The organism is Pseudomonas sp. CVAP#3, from assembly GCF_018986375.1.
Classification (GTDB): domain Bacteria; phylum Pseudomonadota; class Gammaproteobacteria; order Pseudomonadales; family Pseudomonadaceae; genus Aquipseudomonas; species Aquipseudomonas helvetica.
Genome location: NZ_JAHMSC010000002.1, coordinates 380,659 through 396,329 on the forward strand (window position 1 = coordinate 380,659; position 15,671 = coordinate 396,329).

The following is a 15,671-nucleotide window of genomic DNA, read 5'->3' on the forward strand; positions in this document are numbered from 1 at the left end:
GATAAATATGCAATGGGCAATGGGCTAGTACGGCTGATAAATTGTTAATAATATTTTATTGATAGCGATGGGTTTGGGAGTTGGCTGTTTGTTATCAGGATTGGCGATGAGGGGAAGTGTGCTGGGTTCTTTTCTCATAAGCAGGTCGAGTTCTTATCGCCATTGATAATGAATATGTATGATTGTTTAATTTACGGGTAATTAAGTACGATAGTTCCAATAAGAGCATCGTTTAATTGTGACTGTTCAGCCTTCCTGAGCGGCAATTCGCCGAATGATCTGCAAGGCTTCCTCGCGCAGCAACGGCTGTTTCATCCGCTCGGCCAGCAGCGCCATTTGCCGCGAATATTCGCAGGCGACCACCGCCTCGACCTGTTCGCCCTTGCACAGCAACGCGATGAAGGCGTATTGCTCGGGGTTGCCTTCGAAGACAATTCGGTCCCATTGGTCGGCGTGACCGAGCATCTCGAAGGTCTTGTCGAAGTGATATGTCCAGAAGAACGGTACATCCACATAGTGTGTATCAGCGCCCAGCATGTTTTGCGCGGCGATCCGCGCCTGCTGCTGGGCCAGGCGCCAGTGCTCGATGCGTGTGGGGAAACCTTGCAAGGTAAAGGAGGCGATGTCGCCGGCAGCCCACAGTCCTGGCGCAGCGCACATGCCCTCGTTTACCGGTAACCCGCCGTCATCGTCCAGCTCAACACCTTCGAGCAGGTTGGTGACCGGGTTGACGCCGATGCCGATCAGTACCAGGTCGGCGGGAAGTCGTTGGCCATTCTCGAGCAGAACGGCCTCGACGTTGTCCTGGCCCTCGAACGCCTTTGGCTGGGTATTGGCATGAAAGACCACGCCATTGTCTTCGTGCAGGGACAAAATCGCCAGGCCGATGCGCTCACCGAACAGCGTACTGAACGGTGTTTCATGGTGCGCGACGACGCTGACTTCCAGGCCATGGCGGCGCAAGGCCGATGCCGACTCCAGGCCGATGAAGCTGGCACCGATGATGACCACCCGGGCACCGGGTTTTGCGATGTGCAGAATGCGCTCGGCGTCCGCTCGCGAGCGCAGCGCCAGGATGTTGTGCAGATGCGCACCGTCCACCGAAAGTGGCCTGGGTTCGCCGCCACTGGCCAGCAGCGCGGCGTCGTAGTCGAAGGTGCGCCCGTCACCCAGGGAAACCCTTTTGGCGGCGACATCGAGACGGATGACCTCACCTTGAACCCGCTCGATGTGCTGTTCGTTGTAAAAGCGTTCATCGAGCAGCGGTGGCGTTTCTTCGACGGACATTTCCCCGGCAAGAACGTATTTGCTCAGTACCGTGCGGTCATAGCCGGGGTCCGTTTCGCGATCGATCAACACCAGGCGACCGGCAAAGCCGTGTTCACGCAGGGCGGCTGTTGCCGCTGTGCCCGCAGCGCCTGCACCGACGATCACGAAGCAGCGTGAATCAGGGGCACGATTCACTTCGATAGGGGCAAGGGGCTGGTCGTCCACATGTACATCGCCATCGACGACTTTGACCGGATAGCGGGTCAGGCCATTCAGCGCTGGCGGTTCGCACAACCGGCCATCCTCGACCGTGAACATCGCCTTGTGCCATGGGCAAATCAGCCGACCATTGCAGACAATACCTTCGTCCAGCGGCGCCTGCGCGTGCGGACATTCGCCCTGATAGGCGTAGACCCGTTCGCCGGCCCGCAACAGCACGATCTTCAGTGAGCCGATTTCAACGCGAGTACCGCGGTCTTCACGAAGGTCGGTAAAGCGGGCGACGTTGTGCAGGGACATGACAACTCTCCGGGGCGGGATTTTCCGTTGGCGTCGGTAGCGGCGGGGGAGCGTCAGTGAAACTGCGGCCCCGTTTGGTGGGCTCGACCCTTACAGTAAAGCAGTGAAATCGATTGCCCATCGGCACCCTCCATCTACGCTCCAAGGAGCGCTTGCGCTGCGTTACACGCTATGCAAACTGTCGCGACTCCACCTGACTGATGGTCTTTAACATGACGGATAGCAAACCCGACAGACACACTCCCAGCACCCAGGACATCGTCGCTGCACTCGACCTGGAACCCCATGTGGAAGGCGGTTATTACCGCCGGACCTTTCAGTCTGATCACCAGCCCATGGTCGAGATTGCAGGTGGTCGGCGTTATGCGATGACCTCGATCTATTACCTGCTGACGGCTGCGTCTCCCGTCGGCCACTTTCATTTGAACAGATCCGACATCGTTCACTACTACCACCTGGGCGATGCGATTCAGTACTTCCTCATTTACCCGGACGGCACGTTGAAAACCGTGGAGATGGGCAATGACGTCACCGCCGGGCAGTGTCTGCAATTGCATGTGCCGGGCGGTGTCTGGAAGGCTTCGCAGCTCGTGGCTGGACCGGCCGCTTACGGCCTGATCAGTGAAGCCGTTTCGCCAGGGTTTGATTTTGCGGATATGCAATTGGGCAGTCGGCACAGGCTCAACGAGCTGTTTCCAGAGCATTCGGCGCTATTTGAGCGGCTGGCGCGAGAATAAAACAGTAAGACCAGCACGCACTCCGTAGCAGCTGTCGAGCCTGCGAGGCTGCGTTCGGCTGCGTAGCAGTCGTAAACCCTTACGGGTCATCCGGTCTGCGAGGGATGGGCTGGGTGTTGCGCTCATGAAATTTATTCTGTAGTTTTTCATGAAATTATAAAAACATAATTTCATGGGTGCCCGAATGTTTCAGCAGTCCTCGCAGCATGTCGCCAGCTATTACGCCCACAGTTGCGCTGATCGCCTGTTGAACCGAGCCGCATTGGAAGGTGAACACACTGCCGAGGTGCTGATCATCGGTGCTGGTTTCAGCGGTCTGCATACCGCGTTGCGCCTGGCCTTGGCTGGCAAGCGTGTGACGTTATTGGAAGCCAGTCGCGTTGCCTGGGCTGCCTCGGGGCGCAATGGTGGGCAGGCGATTCTCGGCTGGTCGTGTGACATGCCGCCCCTGGAGGCTGCGCTGGGTCATGAACGCGCGCGGCGCTTGTGGGACGGCATGCGCTGGGCGGCGCAGGAGCTGCGCGAGTTGCCTGCGCGCCATGGTTTCGACTGCGATTATCGACCCGGCCACTTGTGGACGTCGGTCATGCCGCGTCGGGTCAGTCTCCTGACAGAGTGGCAACACGAGGCGAGTCACATGTGGGGTCACGATGATCTGCAATTCATAGCGCGTGAGCAGTTACCGCAGTGGGTCGCCAGCGAGCGTTATCAGGCGGGGCTCTATGACCCCGAAGGCGGCCATCTGAATCCATTGAAGCTGGCGCTTGGCCTGGCCGCAGCCATCGAGCGTGCTGGCGGCCGCATCTTTGAGCAGAGCAAAGCGCTGAGCTATCGCGAAGAAGGCGATCAGTACCTGGTGACTACCGAGCGCGGGAGTATTCGGGCAAATGTCCAGGTGCTGGCGTGCAATGCCTATCTTGATCAACTCGATCCTGACCTGGCCAGTTGCGTGCTGCCGGTGGGCACTTATCAGGTGGCCACCGTGCCGCTGACTGCCGAGCAAGCCAACGCGCTGCTGCCGAGTAATGTCTGTGTCACCGACAACCAGTTTGTCCTCGATTATTTCCGTCGCACACCGGATAACCGCTTGTTGTTCGGTGGCGGCTGCACCTATCTGGGCGGGATGCCCAAAGACATCGCCGCCGCGACACGGCCCTATCTGGAACGGGTCTTCCCGCAGCTCAAGGGTGTCGAGCTGGAGTTTGCCTGGGGCGGGCATATCGACCTGACCCTCAAGCGCACCCCCGACATTGGCCGGCGCGGCGATCTCTACTGGCTACAGGGTTATTCCGGGCATGGCGTGCTTCCAACATTGGCGGGGGCTCGCGCCGTGTCCGATGCGATTCTCGGTCAGCCGGACGAGCTGGCCTTGTACCAGGGATTGCGTAATGACAGCTTTCCCGGCGGTAAATACCTGGCAGCGCCATTGGAAGCGATCGGCAAGGCCTGGTACCGACTGCGCGACAGCATTTGATGAGTCATCTTCCGGAATTACTGGCATGAACAAGCAAGAAGAAATCGCCGCGCTGGCGATCCTGATCCACGATCTGCGCAAGCACAAGAAATACACCCTTAAGGAATTGGCCGACAAAATCGACCGTTCCGTGGGCTTTCTTTCGCAAGTCGAACGTGGCTTGTCACGGCCGACCGTGGCAGACCTGACCGCGATCAGTGAAACCCTCGGCGTGCCAACCACCTACTTTTACAGCTTGCCGAAACCCAAGGTGTTGCCTTGGGTGACCCGCCCGGATGAGCGCCGCACGTTGTACTACGCCAACGGGATTACCGACATTCTGGTCTCGCCGAAGATCAGGGCCTCGTTCTCGATGCTCGAGAGCCAATTGGAGGCCGGCGCCAGCAGTGGCGAGCGGCACTTGAGCGACAGCTCCGAGCAGGGCGGCTACGTGCTGGAAGGCGCATTGACGCTGTGGTTGGGCGATGACGACGAGCCGGTCACCTTGCAGGCCGGCGACAGTTTTCAGCTCGACAGTCACACGCGCTGTCGCTACGGCAACCTCACTGACCAGCTCACGCGAGTGCTTTGGGTTTACACCTGATAACAATAAAAGGAACAACAACGATGGATGCTGCCTGCTCTGATCTGCTGGCTGAGGTTCGTGCTTTTCGCCAACGCTACCCCGAGGTGCGCTATGTCGACCTGATTTCCCTGGACATTCCCGGGCATTTCTACGGCAAGCGCTATCCGATAGAAATGCTCGAAAAGGTGGCTGCCGGCAGCGCCCTCAAGCTGCCGCAGAACTGCGTATTACTGGGCGTGCAGGGTGGGCTGTTCAAAATCGGCGACTACTGTTTTAACGACGGCGACCCGGATGCTCTGCGGCGCCTGGTGCCAGGCACGCTCAAGCCGGTGAGCTGGGAATCCAAGCCACTGGGTCAGATGCTGATCACCTCGGACGGCACCGAGAAGCCAATCGTCTTCGAGCCCCGCGAGGTCCTCGCGCAGGTGTTGGAGCGGTTGCGGGGTAAAGGTATTTATCCGGTAGTGGCGTTCGAGCTGGAGTTCTATCTGTTCGATAAACAGTTGCGTGAAGGGCAGCCGCAGTTCCCCCGCGATCAGCTGTCGGACGATGCCGATGACCAGCCAAACATGCACATCGAGCGGCTGTCACGCTTTTCGCCAGTGCTCGATGAAATGGTCGAAGCGGCGAGGGCGCAAGGCATCGATACCACGGTGATCACTGCCGAACTTGGGCCGGGCCAGTTCGAGATCAACTTCGGTCATCTTGATGACGGCCTGCGCGCTGCCGACTGGGCGGCGCTGTTTTGCCGTAGCACCCGTGGCGTCGCGCTCAAGCACGGTTACCGCGCCAGTTTCATGGCCAAGCCTTACTTGCAGCATCCGGGCAGCGGCATGCATGTGCATGTCAGCCTCTATGACGCTGAGGGTAAAAACCTGCTGGTGGCCAACCAACAACAGGCGCTGCGGCATGCGGTGGCTGGTTGTCTGGAGCTGTTGCCGCATTGCATGCCGATCTTCGCGCCGAACCAGAACGCGCTGCGTCGTTTGGGCGGCACGGTGAACGCGGCGACACGCGCCAGCTGGGGTTTCGAGGATCGCGATGCGTGCGTGCGGATTCCCGATTCGGATTCGAAAAATCTGCGTATCGAGCATCGCCTGGCGGGCGCGGATGCCAACCCTTATCTGGTGCTGGCAGCGATCCTGGTGGGGTTGGAGCAGGGGCTGGAAGTCGGTCGCGAACCGATTGCAGCGCTCAATGAAGACCGCAACAGCGGGATCGACTTTCCGCTGGAAATGCTCGAGGCCGTGCGTGCCATGCAGCATCAGCCACAGCTGCGTGAGGGTTTGGGGGCGGAGTTTGTTGATGTGTACTGCGAGAACAAGCGCCAGGACCACCTGGCCTTCCTGCAGGAGATCAGTGCGCGCGAGTACCGTTGGTATCTGTAACAACCGCCGACTCAGCCCCCGTGAACTGAGTCGGCGTTTTACCCCCGTTGTTAGCGAAGGAATGCCTGCATGTCGCTGGTCAGTTTCTTCAGTGCCGCCTTGAAGTCGTTAGCAGTCACCTGCTGGCTTGTATTTTTCAACTGTTCACCGAAGACCTTGCGAGCGACTTTAGCCACGGTTTGGCCGTTGCTCGCATCGATCATCTCGGCTTCGATGTACAACTCGGTGTCTTGGTCGCGGTGACCGGTGGCCGCCTGAGTCGCACCTATCGCGGCCGCAACCGGAACCACTTCATACCATTTCATGCCTTCGTTAGAAGCCGTGACCCCGGTAATCGCGGCGCGTACGATCAGGACGCGAGAACCGGCAGGGGCCGACTGAACGTTTGGCACTACACGGTACTTCTGGCTCAGTGTGCTCTTGGCACTGTCCGTCATGTAAGTTTGCAACTGATCCAGCGTCTGGCGGTTGACTCGCTCATTGGGCTTGGGGGCCGGGTACAGTTCCAGTCGCTTGAAGGCCACCGTGTTGTAAGCGTTCGGGTTCCAGGAAGGCGTCACCCAACGCATGGCTTTCTCGCCGCTGGGGGTGGTGACTTCTTGCAGGTTGCTGTAGTTGGGAAGAAACCCTGAGTATTGTTCCTTCTGTGTCACTTTTGAGGTACAACCGCCGAGCAGCAGGCCGGTCAAGGCAACACCGAAAAGCAAGTTTCTGGATAGGTCCATATTTTTACTCCATGGGTTGAAACGTTTTATTCAGGTCGCCTTAGTGGTAAGTCCGGCATCATCCGTGTCGATGTCGTACCTCACTCAGCCACAGCCCGCCAGAAACCTGGATCCCTCGCGAATCAGCGTAGGTACGAATGGCGAAATATCCAGTAGTGATGCTCGTGGGCGCATTGCCCCGTGATATCGTCTGCCCGGCTGTGGAGTGCACTCGGTAGGGGGCTATAGAATTTTTTTCTTCCTGTTCTTGACATGCCCGGCGAACACGTCCAGAATTGCGTCCATTCCTGATTCAGGAACGAGAAAAACCCTTTAGATATCAAAGGGTTGGAAACAGATAGCAATCCAGTTTCCCTCTCCAGTTTTTATGCGTTTGATGTTGTTTTTAAGGCATCGGACGTTTGGGGCCGAGTAGCAAAATGGTTATGCAGCGGATTGCAAATCCGCCTACGCCGGTTCGATTCCGACCTCGGCCTCCACTATAAATAGCTCCGTAGATCACTGATTTACGGAGCTTTTTTATTTTCAGTAGACAGCAAGATTTTGTCTTGAATTTGACGTCAGCGAACTTGCTTAGAGGGGAAGGGGTGTATATATTTCTTCCCCTGCTGCACCGCACCAAAAAGATTGATCGTTCATTTGATTGTTCTTGAAGGCTTCACCGCGCTACCGCCCGAATGGCGAAACTGGTAGACGCATGGGACTTAAAATCCCCCGCTCGTAAGGGCGTGCCGGTTCGATTCCGGCTTCGGGCACCATATTTATCAAGGGCTTGCGTGATATTTCTCATGCAGGCCTTTGTCGTTTTTGTTCCGCAATTTTTGACATGTTCCGCAATCGGTCATTTTGTTGGTGTGACCTTCATCCCTTTGCGCAACCTGATGTACTGCTCTGTCATGCCGATTGTGGTATGTCCGAGCTGGTCGCGCGCTTCCCTTATATTCCCCGTTGACTCTTCTTTGTCGGTGGCCGCCTTGGCCCGAAGATCGCGCATCTGAAATAGCGCTTTCTCAATTCCGGCAGACTCCCGCGCTTTATCAAAACGAGATCGCAACATGCTTGCGGTCATCGGTTTTCCGTTTTCCATGACGATCAACTTAGTCGACTTGAACTTGCAGTCAGCCTTCCTTAGCTCGATCCTTTCCAGCAGAGCTTTCAATTCACCCACTACCTCAATCCGCCGCTTTGCGCCTGTCTTGCCTTGCTGGATCCACAACTGCTCCGCCCGGATATGTTGCTCATCCATCTTCAAGGTGTCGGCGATCCGCTGCGCGGTGAGATAGAACAGATCCAGGGCATCTTTCAGCGGCTGGTCGGCGTGCTCCCATACACGGAGGAGCAGGTCGTCCTCGATGTAGATGTCTCGCCCTGTCTCGCGATTGCCTTTCACTCCGGAGCAGGGATTGGCGAGCGCTGTGTAGCCAGTCTCCCTGGCAAAGTCCCAAATCGCGCTTAGCAGTGCTTTTTCACGATTGGCTCGCACTGGCGCAGTTTTTCCACGGTACCGCAGGTATTGCCGCACATGCTGAGGCTCGATGGCTTCAAGTGGTGCCGGTGGATCATTAAAGAACGACAGCAACTGCTTCAGCTCTCGGGCATTGTCCTTCTGGGTAGCGGGCGCCTTTGTCGGAACGACTTCCTCCATATAGCGATCGGCGACGTAGCTGAAGGTGAGTACTGATTTTGCAGCGGTGCTGGAGGCGCGATCTTTTTCGAGTTTGGCGTACTCGAGGATCGCCAGACCGTAATCCGTGCCCAGCGAGATCTCTGTCCGTGGTTTACCGCCCAGGTCGTAGTAGTAATAAACCCTGTCATCGCGCCGCCGCACTCTGAAGCGCGGCATGCTCCCCGATTTTGAAGGCTTGCGTCCCATTTATCCCGCCTTACTTGGTTGCCAAGACATTCTTTCTTTCGGTTGCTGGGAGTTCGATGCGATCAGGGCAGCCGTGGTGACGCATGGCCAGCCGTTACGCTTGATGGTGTGTCGAATGCCGTTCTGGCGTAGCACCGCAACCTGGCCGGCTTTGGTCCGTGCGCCGGTCAGATCGCACACCTCTTGATGCTCGAGGAATTCGATTGAGCTCATGTTTGTTCTCTATGCCGCGCGTGGCGGCAGAAGGTGGTTATTGGGCGAACTTGGCGAGCGCGGTGTCTGCGATCTTCATCGCAGCCTGGGCATCGTTCACATAGGCCGGGTCGAACCCGCCGGCCAGATGGATGGTTCCTTGGCAGGCGCGCAGGTTCTCTCGAGTGAGTTTCAGTGCCGCGACCAGTTCTTCGCGGGCAGCGGCTTCACCTCGGGCGATTTCCCAGAAACGTTGCTGCCATTGACCAGGTGGCGGCGGGTTGCTGTTTTGCGCGCCGAATACCATCGCCCCGACAATCGAGTCGCACAGGTCGCGCTTGTAGGCGTTGTCGCCGTCGATGCTGAGGCCGCATCGACGCAAGGTCGAAACCACTTCGTCCAGGTCGAGGCCTTTGTCCTGCAGTAGGATGTCGAGTTCTGGTTTTTCCGGGGTGTAGATGGTCAGGCAAAGCTTGGCGCCGACCGGGAGGCTGGCGCTGATCTTCTCCAGCGCATCGCTCGCTGTTTCATGGAAGCGGTTCAGTGCGGACATAACGATTCCTCGCCCGCCGTTCACCGGCAGGCCGTATATATAGCTTTGAAGGTCTAAATTGGTTGGTGTATCGTTTCAGCTGTTCACCCAGCCACATGACTCTTTACCGGCCCACGGATGGCGAGGTCATGTGTGCAGGGCGAACACTATTTCTTGCCCGCCGTTCACCGGCAGGCTGGTAGGTGGAAGAGGGGTTAATCTGGCTCGTTTCCAGATTTCATTGCGTGACGCTTGTCTCGCTGGATGATTTCAGTGCACCACGGGTCGTCGCAGAAGCATTCATCAGGCATGCCCTTTGGATCAGACATGCAGCAGTCAGAGCAGATCCACCCGCATTCACCACGCGCCGCTTGATCGGTCCATTCGCGGGCTGCCTTGTTCATGCCGTCAACGTGGGAGTTAAGTTGTGAAGCTGGGATCACTTCGATTTTCAGGTTCATCATCGTGGCCCCGTGTAGATGAGCCAGGCCATGTAGGCGAGGGCGATCATGGGGTCGCCCGCTTGAACTCGACGACCCAGACAAACGGGTTGGCGTCCCAGTTGCCGCCAGTGGAATTCCACAGTCGCTGGAACGACTCTTCGTAGGAGATGCTGTCGCAGTCGCATGTTGGCGCGCCGTCCTGGTCGTACGGCTGGCGGCACCAGAATTCGTGGTCGCCGATGCCTTCTGCCTGGGCCTGTTCCTCATCGATGTCCTGCAACCGCTCGACGCGGACGTCGGTGATCTCCAGCGGGATACGGCTGACCCAGCGCGGCATGTGGATGCTTGGCTTCCAGGCTGGCTGCTCTAGTTCGTAAGGCGTCAGCCCGTCGGCGGCGTAGACCAGCGTGCCGTCGTCGCGCGCCGCGCCGATGTCCAAGTCATCCGGTTTGAGGTAGGGGCCGCGCATGACCTCGAAGTGATCACAGAACCAAGTCTCGCGCACCCACAGTCGGTCGCCGGGTTTGCCGTATGGGCATTTGCAACCAGACTCACCGTCACGCCACCAGGCCCCGAACACCTCGGGCCCTGCTTCCTGTCCGCCGTGCCGATTCGTTACGGCTACGTTGTAGGTCTCAACTGTGATGCTGGCGTCGTCATCTGGCTGAATCTTCATTGCCCGCCGCGTGACGGTCTTCTGGCCTTCCAGGATGGCGCGCACCATCGGGGCCGAGAATAGGATCGGCCGTTCTTTGATGTCAGTCATGGCGTCACCTGGGTGCAATATCCGCACTTCAGGAGAATTTCTTTGCATTTCTCCGCCGCTTCCGGCCCTTGATCGACTGCTACGCCTTCAAGCCATTCCTCTACCGCTTGGTTGCGTAGTTCGGTGAGCGGATGAGCAAGCGGCTCTCGCCGCGCCCACCAACAGACAGGGCCGTCGTCGGTGTCGTGAATCGCGAGACAGAACCAATGCTCACCTTCGGGGCGGTCAGGTTCCCAGTAGCTGTAGTCCGGATCGCCGGATTCGAAGTAGCGATCGGCAATCGCCTCGTCGGCGTACTCAAGGCTTGCCATCACGAACTGCAAGCCCTGTTCTGCTACCCACGCTTTGCACTTTTCACCGTCGCCCTCGTCGAAGTCGGGCATATCCGGATGCTGAAACGAACCCATTTCATCGCGGACGACGGGGGCTGGCTGGATCAAAACAATTTCTTCAGGCATGACTTCGTCCTTGCCGCTATAGCGGCTGACTTTGAAGGGGGGAGGGAGTTACGGGTAGTTTTTGCTGATGCGCTTGGCGATGGCTTCGAGCGACTCGGCCATTCCATATATGGCGTTGTTGTCGCGGCGGGACACCACGGCGGAGCGGTGGACGTTGCGGCCGCTCAGGATCTTGGCGGCCAGCAGGATCAGCCACCCCTCGAACTTGCGGCGAATGAATCGGCTCATGTCTTCACCCAGTTGTCACACGTCTCAATCACGCCTTGGGCATCGCCGCCGCACTCGCAATTTTGGTAGTCCCTGCAGAAGCCTTTCGGCGCCGGCTGCGCGGTCATGTCTGGGTGAGGCGTATGCCGCAGCGCTGCTTTGTACGCGGCGCCGAGCGCATCATCCAAATCACCGCCACCCTGCTTGCAGGTGTTGAACGCAAGGATCTGCTTGGCGCGCACGTCATAACTGCGATCCACCGGCATCAACGCCGTCTGCTCGTTATCACACGAGGTCAGCTCATCAATCCGCTGATCCGCAGCGTTCAGGCGCAGCTGCAGGGCATCACGCTCGGCGGCGGTTCGCTGACTCGCATCCTTTAAATTCTGGATCTCGCTGAGTGCTGCCGCTGAACCGCCGATGATGTGGGTTTCATCGGTCACACCCAGAGCCTTGTCGATTTCAGCCAAGCAGCAAATGGCATTGAGAAACATGCGCTCGTAGTTCGGTTCGAACGCCGGGGCAGCGGGCGCCTTGTAGGTGGCCGGCACGGGAGTTGGCGCTTAGCCGGCTCCGGATCGCCCAGGGCAGTCAGGTGCGTGGCGTTCAGGTGCAGTGGAAAACCCAGCAGGACAGTCGCAAAAATTGAATCTACTCATACAGCCTCCATCGATACCAGATCATGGGCATTCGGAACCGGCTTCGGTGTGTAGGTCAGCGTGCCGTCGAGGATTGCTGATTTGATGGCTTCGAACTCCCAGGCGTAATACTGGGATTCGACATAGACGCGCATCTTGCCGTGGTCGTGCTTTTTACGCCGGATGAAGGCCTCGGCGGCGTCCTTGGTGAAGTGGCTGTTCACGATTTCCCAGCGATGGTTCCAGCCTGTGACGGTGTGACTATCGCACTCGGATAGGTATTCCCACTGATCATCCTCGTCCATATCCATGAACCCGCACTCGCGGTCGGCCTGCAAGGCCTCATCAAGCTCGGCACGCTCCTCGTCGTCTAGGTCGTCCCAGTATTCCTTGGGGCTGAACCACGACCGATCCTCCAGAGTCACGACCCTTCCCTCGGCGTAATCAATCTCAAAGCCATAATCGATGCGCTTGGTCTGGACGGTGAAAAGCGCGGCCGCTGTGTGGTGCCATTTAACGCCGGCGCCGTTGCAGTCATAGCGAAGACGTTCGACGAAGTCAGTCCAAGTCGCTGAATTGAGGGCGGCGCCGGTCGCCAAGCTCGGCAATGGCTCGGCCGGGTTGTTTTCTGTGGGCATGGGGATTCCTCGCCTGGTAGCGTGGTGAGTAATTGGGCTCTGAATTGGTGGTGTTGCTGAAAGAGCTTTCGGATACCGAGAAGCAGATAGCGGTGCTGGTTGTGTGAGAGCTGGAGAAGTCCGACTGCAGCCTTCAGGAGTCCGCTGATGGGACTGATGAGGCGGTGAAGGTGTTTCGTGGGGTTACGTCAGCGATCCTCGTCATTAGGGCTGTTTTTGCCGTTCGATAATCGCTAAAAATTATTTAAGGAGTTGGCACTTGTCCCAGATGTGAACTATTCCTAAAGCTCCGATCATCAAGGACTGAAAGGAGCCAATTATGCCGCTAGGAGTGCACGAAATTGTTGCTGGTTGCGTTGCCTACTTAGACGGCGAGGCACTCATTACCGATCAGGCTGTATCTGATCCAGAGGGGGTGGGGACCATTGGTGTCAGGCCATTTCTTTGTATATCCACTGAAGGTGGGAGTTCCAAATGGCTGACGCTAACAACGCAACGATCTCCAGAGAGAGTGTCTTTGTGGGGGCATCAAGTAAGCGGCCCCCTTGCATGGCGAACTACTGAAAATTTTGTGACGGATGCGCGTAAAGTTTTTGAAGGACCCAATACTTCTTTCATTGCGGCGAGTAATTCTGATCACGCAAGTAATAATCGGCCGATGGTAACTGAGGCGGGGTTAACTTTGGTGTTGAATATGGTTGCGTATTACACCGCCCAAGAAAACTATGAGGATGATGAGGGCGTAGAATATTTAGAGCCTCAGCAGCATTTTAATCCTTACTACCCGCAATATTTTAATCCGTATCAACAACAGGATTTTAACCCCTATCAGCAGCAGTACACTTACCAGCCTCAGAATGGAAATGGATATACGGACGGCACTGGTCTTTGGTTTCCGCCTCAGCAATAAATGGGATGCGACATACAGTCATGCTTTTCCAAGGCGGCGTGATTGGTTGAAGTGAGGTATTGGTTTATGTTCGATGCAGCCTGACGGGAGACTGACATGAGATTGCAAAGCGATATCGATGCACTCGCGGCGATCGAGGAAGACGCCCGAGCGATGCTGAAGCGAATAGGAATACCCGACGACAAGCAGAAGCTTGAGGTTGTTATTTGCTTGCGGCAGATAATTGAGCTTGCTACCTTCAGGCAGGCGATTGACCTATTTACAGACCATTCAGCGCAATAGGTGAGGGTGGGTCAGGCGGCCGCAGTCGACTCCGGCGAATAGTCCATCCACGAAAGCTTGGTGGGCGACTTCTTCCGCACATCGTTCTGCGGCAGCTTGATCTTCGCCCTGATGATGACGTCCCGGCAGCGCCCCAACTTGCGAATACGCTCTGCATAGTCAGCGGCGTACTGTGGGGCATCGAACATGCTGCTGAGCTGGGCGATGCGTTTGCCATCCATGATCTTGACGACGCGATCCTCGACCGCCTGGAGCCACTGACTCATCGAGAGCTCAATCCGGCGGCCATCCTTGATTTTGAAGTCGCGGACTTTCCGCTTCGCCTCTTCGCGGGCGAAGTGCTCATTCATTCCGAATACTGCAAATGTGCTCATGGCATCACTCCAGGCAGTCGAGCGCTTTTTGCAGCAGCGCGTTCAGTGACAGCTCCCGCTCATCCGGGTCCATTGCTCGCTTGATCCAAATGCAGGCCTCGCCGGCACCATCGCGAAGATTTTCGAGTTCGTCTTCGTCATCGCTCGCCTGGCTTTCGAGGCGGCGGATGTCTTCACGCAGCTCTTCACGCTCGGCGCTCGGGTCGATGCTCTGCGAGGTGAATCGGCGGGTCAGTTCGGCGGCGGCCGCCGGGTCGAGCGCCGCGTAGTGCAGGCACTCTTCGTCACTCAATGCATTTGCTGGAATGCTCATGGGTTATCTCCAGGCAGACGCCTGCCTCGCCGGCTGGCGTGAAGTGAGTTTGTGGGCTATTGCTTGTTGGCCCGGCATGGAGCCGGATCAAGGAGAGTGAGATGAGCAACCAGGCACAAATAGACGCACTGGAACACCTATTGATCGCCGTTCTGAAAAGCTCACCAGGTGCTCCAAAAGACTATCTGATCGAAAAGGCCCAAGGGTCGCTGCTGGGAAGTGATGGCCCTGGAGGCCCAGAGCAGAAGTCTGAGGCAGTTGATTACCTTAACTACATCGCTACCCGCCTCAGGTAATCAACGCGCGCCCGCTCTTTCAAGTGCGCCACGCGCGACTTGGTGTCAGGCGCTGGCGCGCTTGAGCTGGTCGGTGAGCTGGGTGGGCAATTTGCGCAACGTCAGCGTGCCGCCGGCTTCGTCGAACTCGACCTTCGAGCCCAGTAGGTGCTGGTCAAAGCTGATCGACAGGCCATCGGCGCGGCCGGTGAAGCGCCGAAATTTGTTCAGGGTCTTCTTGTCCGGCGGGATTGAAGCCGAGAGGCCGTAGTCCTTACCCAGGACGAACTCGGCGAACGCCTTTGGCTGATCGTCGTCGAGCACTTCGGACAGTTCATCGAGCGTGATCGGCTCGCCCAGCTTGGCCTTGGACATGGCATAACTGACCAGCGTGTCGGTCTTCTCGCGGGCCGATTCCTCGCCGAGGTCTTCGCTTTCAACGAAGTCGCTGAAGGCTTTGAGCAGGGTGCGGGTCTCGCCTGGTCCGTCGATGCCTTCCTGCACACCGATGAAGTCGCGGAAGTATTCAGTGACGCGACGACCTTTCTTCGCCTTGAGATACGACACGTACTGCTTCGAGGCCGGGTTGTTTTTCCATTCGGACAGATTGATCCGAGCCGCGAGGAAGATGCTGTCGAGATCCAGACGCCGGATCGGTTGCAGCGTGAGACCGTCAGTCATGACTACGGCCTCTGCTTCCTGGACCAGGGCGATGATCAGGTAATCGGTCATGCCCTGTCGGTAGTGGCAGAAGAGGACATTTCCGCCGACGGTCAGATTGGATTCTTCCATGAGCTTTTGCAGATGCTCGACCGCGATGTTGCTGAACTCCATGAAGTCTTCGGTACCGGCCAGGTAGTTGCTGAGCCAGCCGCTGAATGGGTGAGCGCCGGATTCGGCATGGAAGAAGCCCCAGCCTTTGCCGGGCTTGGCGTTGTAGCTTTCGTTGAACTGGCTAATCAGTTCGTCCCGCACCTGGTTTTCGACCAGCTCGCCGGCGCTGCGGTGCAAGATGGCCGGGTTACCGTCAGGCTTCTTGTCGATCTTGTGGATCACGCTGTGGAGAACGGGCATTGCGATTACCTCGGGTAGG

The 15,671-nt window shown here is 57.6% G+C and carries 20 protein-coding genes, 2 tRNA genes and 1 pseudogene; 9 read left to right on the forward strand and 14 right to left on the reverse strand.

The features are described 5' to 3' along the window. Positions 1–246: 246 nt before the first annotated feature. Positions 247–1,788 (reverse strand): FAD-dependent oxidoreductase, encoded by a 1,542-nt coding sequence (locus KRR23_RS05390; RefSeq protein ID WP_216741654.1) that lies wholly within the window; start codon positions 1,786–1,788, stop codon positions 247–249. A 212-nt stretch (positions 1,789–2,000) separates the two neighbouring features. On the opposite strand from KRR23_RS05390, the gene KRR23_RS05395 reads away from it, so the two are divergent. The 4 genes from KRR23_RS05395 to KRR23_RS05410 all read left to right on the forward strand — a co-directional run bounded on the left by KRR23_RS05395 (position 2,001) and on the right by KRR23_RS05410 (position 5,952). Then, positions 2,001–2,525 carry a cupin domain-containing protein gene (locus KRR23_RS05395; protein WP_216741655.1) on the forward strand — a complete coding sequence of 175 codons (525 nt, stop codon included), beginning with the start codon at positions 2,001–2,003 and terminating at the stop codon, positions 2,523–2,525. Positions 2,526–2,709: 184 nt separating this feature from the next. Then, on the forward strand, positions 2,710–3,999 hold the full coding sequence (locus tag KRR23_RS05400; protein WP_216741656.1) for an FAD-binding oxidoreductase: 1,290 nt from the start codon (positions 2,710–2,712) through the stop codon (positions 3,997–3,999). A 25-nt stretch (positions 4,000–4,024) separates the two neighbouring features. Continuing rightward, the gene (locus KRR23_RS05405) at positions 4,025–4,582 is read left to right on the forward strand and encodes a helix-turn-helix domain-containing protein (RefSeq protein WP_019689871.1); all 558 of its coding nucleotides are present in this window, start codon (positions 4,025–4,027) and stop codon (positions 4,580–4,582) included. 23 nt (positions 4,583–4,605) lie between these two features. Then, positions 4,606–5,952, forward strand: a complete 1,347-nt coding sequence (locus tag KRR23_RS05410; protein ID WP_216741657.1) for a glutamine synthetase family protein — start codon at positions 4,606–4,608, stop codon at positions 5,950–5,952. A 50-nt stretch (positions 5,953–6,002) separates the two neighbouring features. Here the strand turns inward: KRR23_RS05410 and KRR23_RS05415 are convergent, their stop codons facing one another. After that, positions 6,003–6,677, reverse strand: coding sequence for a DUF3313 domain-containing protein (locus tag KRR23_RS05415; RefSeq protein WP_216741658.1), 675 nt, complete (start codon positions 6,675–6,677; stop codon positions 6,003–6,005). A gap of 405 nt (positions 6,678–7,082) precedes the next feature. On the opposite strand from KRR23_RS05415, the gene KRR23_RS05420 reads away from it, so the two are divergent. After that, a tRNA-Cys gene (locus KRR23_RS05420) sits at positions 7,083–7,156 on the forward strand. Positions 7,157–7,348: 192 nt separating this feature from the next. Next, a tRNA-Leu gene (locus KRR23_RS05425) sits at positions 7,349–7,435 on the forward strand. An 83-nt stretch (positions 7,436–7,518) separates the two neighbouring features. Here KRR23_RS05425 and KRR23_RS05430 read toward each other — a convergent pair. From KRR23_RS05430 to KRR23_RS05470, 9 genes and pseudogenes are all read right to left on the reverse strand, one after another. After that, on the reverse strand, positions 7,519–8,550 hold the full coding sequence (locus KRR23_RS05430; protein ID WP_216741659.1) for a tyrosine recombinase XerC: 1,032 nt from the start codon (positions 8,548–8,550) through the stop codon (positions 7,519–7,521). After that, positions 8,551–8,763 carry a DUF4224 domain-containing protein gene (locus KRR23_RS05435; RefSeq protein ID WP_216741660.1) on the reverse strand — a complete coding sequence of 71 codons (213 nt, stop codon included), beginning with the start codon at positions 8,761–8,763 and terminating at the stop codon, positions 8,551–8,553. 37 nt (positions 8,764–8,800) lie between these two features. Further along, complete coding sequence (locus KRR23_RS05440) at positions 8,801–9,295, reverse strand: hypothetical protein (RefSeq protein WP_216741661.1); 495 nt, start codon at positions 9,293–9,295, stop codon at positions 8,801–8,803. 194 nt (positions 9,296–9,489) lie between these two features. After that, on the reverse strand, positions 9,490–9,738 hold the full coding sequence (locus tag KRR23_RS05445) for a hypothetical protein (protein ID WP_216741662.1): 249 nt from the start codon (positions 9,736–9,738) through the stop codon (positions 9,490–9,492). A gap of 43 nt (positions 9,739–9,781) precedes the next feature. Next, a complete protein-coding gene (locus tag KRR23_RS05450) occupies positions 9,782–10,483 on the reverse strand; it encodes a hypothetical protein (RefSeq protein ID WP_216741663.1) in 702 nt (233 codons plus the stop codon). Between the two features lie 146 nt (positions 10,484–10,629). Continuing rightward, positions 10,630–10,941 (reverse strand): annotated as a pseudogene (locus KRR23_RS05455) (hypothetical protein); the annotation flags it as partial. Positions 10,942–10,989: 48 nt separating this feature from the next. Beyond that, positions 10,990–11,169, reverse strand: a complete 180-nt coding sequence (locus KRR23_RS05460) for a hypothetical protein (protein ID WP_216741664.1) — start codon at positions 11,167–11,169, stop codon at positions 10,990–10,992. Then, the gene (locus tag KRR23_RS05465; RefSeq protein WP_216741792.1) at positions 11,166–11,699 is read right to left on the reverse strand and encodes a hypothetical protein; all 534 of its coding nucleotides are present in this window, start codon (positions 11,697–11,699) and stop codon (positions 11,166–11,168) included. Before KRR23_RS05465 ends, KRR23_RS05460 begins: the two co-directional genes overlap by 4 nt. Positions 11,700–11,803: 104 nt before the next feature. Beyond that, positions 11,804–12,424, reverse strand: coding sequence for a hypothetical protein (locus tag KRR23_RS05470; RefSeq protein WP_216741665.1), 621 nt, complete (start codon positions 12,422–12,424; stop codon positions 11,804–11,806). A gap of 319 nt (positions 12,425–12,743) precedes the next feature. On the opposite strand from KRR23_RS05470, the gene KRR23_RS05475 reads away from it, so the two are divergent. Together KRR23_RS05475 and KRR23_RS05480 are read left to right on the forward strand one after the other, a co-directional pair. Next, positions 12,744–13,334: a hypothetical protein gene (locus tag KRR23_RS05475; RefSeq protein ID WP_216741666.1), complete on the forward strand. Its 591-nt coding sequence runs from the start codon at positions 12,744–12,746 to the stop codon at positions 13,332–13,334. 96 nt (positions 13,335–13,430) lie between these two features. Beyond that, positions 13,431–13,616 carry a hypothetical protein gene (locus KRR23_RS05480; RefSeq protein ID WP_216741667.1) on the forward strand — a complete coding sequence of 62 codons (186 nt, stop codon included), beginning with the start codon at positions 13,431–13,433 and terminating at the stop codon, positions 13,614–13,616. Positions 13,617–13,627: 11 nt separating this feature from the next. On the opposite strand, the gene KRR23_RS05485 is transcribed toward KRR23_RS05480, so the two are convergent. Beyond that, entirely contained in the window at positions 13,628–13,990 is a 363-nt protein-coding gene (locus KRR23_RS05485; RefSeq protein ID WP_216741668.1) for a hypothetical protein, read from the reverse strand. Between the two features lie 4 nt (positions 13,991–13,994). Then, the gene (locus KRR23_RS05490) at positions 13,995–14,303 is read right to left on the reverse strand and encodes a hypothetical protein (protein WP_216741669.1); all 309 of its coding nucleotides are present in this window, start codon (positions 14,301–14,303) and stop codon (positions 13,995–13,997) included. Positions 14,304–14,404: 101 nt separating this feature from the next. On the opposite strand from KRR23_RS05490, the gene KRR23_RS05495 reads away from it, so the two are divergent. Further along, entirely contained in the window at positions 14,405–14,599 is a 195-nt protein-coding gene (locus tag KRR23_RS05495; protein WP_216741670.1) for a hypothetical protein, read from the forward strand. A gap of 45 nt (positions 14,600–14,644) precedes the next feature. On the opposite strand, the gene yejK is transcribed toward KRR23_RS05495, so the two are convergent. Continuing rightward, entirely contained in the window at positions 14,645–15,652 is a 1,008-nt protein-coding gene (yejK, locus tag KRR23_RS05500; RefSeq protein WP_216741671.1) for a nucleoid-associated protein YejK, read from the reverse strand. Positions 15,653–15,671: the final 19 nt, after the last annotated feature.

Bases quoted from the DNA above. Each gene is read 5' to 3' on its own strand.
- KRR23_RS05480 (WP_216741667.1), top strand. From the start codon at position 13,431: ATGAGATTGCAAAGCGATATCGATGCACTCGCGGCGATCGAGGAAGAC.
- KRR23_RS05415 (WP_216741658.1), bottom strand. From the start codon at position 6,677: ATGGACCTATCCAGAAACTTGCTTTTCGGTGTTGCCTTGACCGGCCTG.
- KRR23_RS05410 (WP_216741657.1), top strand. From the start codon at position 4,606: ATGGATGCTGCCTGCTCTGATCTGCTGGCTGAGGTTCGTGCTTTTCGC.
- KRR23_RS05440 (WP_216741661.1), bottom strand. From the start codon at position 9,295: ATGTCCGCACTGAACCGCTTCCATGAAACAGCGAGCGATGCGCTGGAG.
- KRR23_RS05445 (WP_216741662.1), bottom strand. From the start codon at position 9,738: ATGATGAACCTGAAAATCGAAGTGATCCCAGCTTCACAACTTAACTCC.
- KRR23_RS05435 (WP_216741660.1), bottom strand. From the start codon at position 8,763: ATGAGCTCAATCGAATTCCTCGAGCATCAAGAGGTGTGCGATCTGACC.
- KRR23_RS05460 (WP_216741664.1), bottom strand. From the start codon at position 11,169: ATGAGCCGATTCATTCGCCGCAAGTTCGAGGGGTGGCTGATCCTGCTG.
- KRR23_RS05430 (WP_216741659.1), bottom strand. From the start codon at position 8,550: ATGGGACGCAAGCCTTCAAAATCGGGGAGCATGCCGCGCTTCAGAGTG.
- KRR23_RS05390 (WP_216741654.1), bottom strand. From the start codon at position 1,788: ATGTCCCTGCACAACGTCGCCCGCTTTACCGACCTTCGTGAAGACCGC.
- KRR23_RS05405 (WP_019689871.1), top strand. From the start codon at position 4,025: ATGAACAAGCAAGAAGAAATCGCCGCGCTGGCGATCCTGATCCACGAT.
- KRR23_RS05485 (WP_216741668.1), bottom strand. From the start codon at position 13,990: ATGAGCACATTTGCAGTATTCGGAATGAATGAGCACTTCGCCCGCGAA.
- yejK (WP_216741671.1), bottom strand. From the start codon at position 15,652: ATGCCCGTTCTCCACAGCGTGATCCACAAGATCGACAAGAAGCCTGAC.
- KRR23_RS05475 (WP_216741666.1), top strand. From the start codon at position 12,744: ATGCCGCTAGGAGTGCACGAAATTGTTGCTGGTTGCGTTGCCTACTTA.
- KRR23_RS05400 (WP_216741656.1), top strand. From the start codon at position 2,710: ATGTTTCAGCAGTCCTCGCAGCATGTCGCCAGCTATTACGCCCACAGT.
- KRR23_RS05495 (WP_216741670.1), top strand. From the start codon at position 14,405: ATGAGCAACCAGGCACAAATAGACGCACTGGAACACCTATTGATCGCC.
- KRR23_RS05470 (WP_216741665.1), bottom strand. From the start codon at position 12,424: ATGCCCACAGAAAACAACCCGGCCGAGCCATTGCCGAGCTTGGCGACC.
- KRR23_RS05395 (WP_216741655.1), top strand. From the start codon at position 2,001: ATGACGGATAGCAAACCCGACAGACACACTCCCAGCACCCAGGACATC.
- KRR23_RS05490 (WP_216741669.1), bottom strand. From the start codon at position 14,303: ATGAGCATTCCAGCAAATGCATTGAGTGACGAAGAGTGCCTGCACTAC.
- KRR23_RS05450 (WP_216741663.1), bottom strand. From the start codon at position 10,483: ATGACTGACATCAAAGAACGGCCGATCCTATTCTCGGCCCCGATGGTG.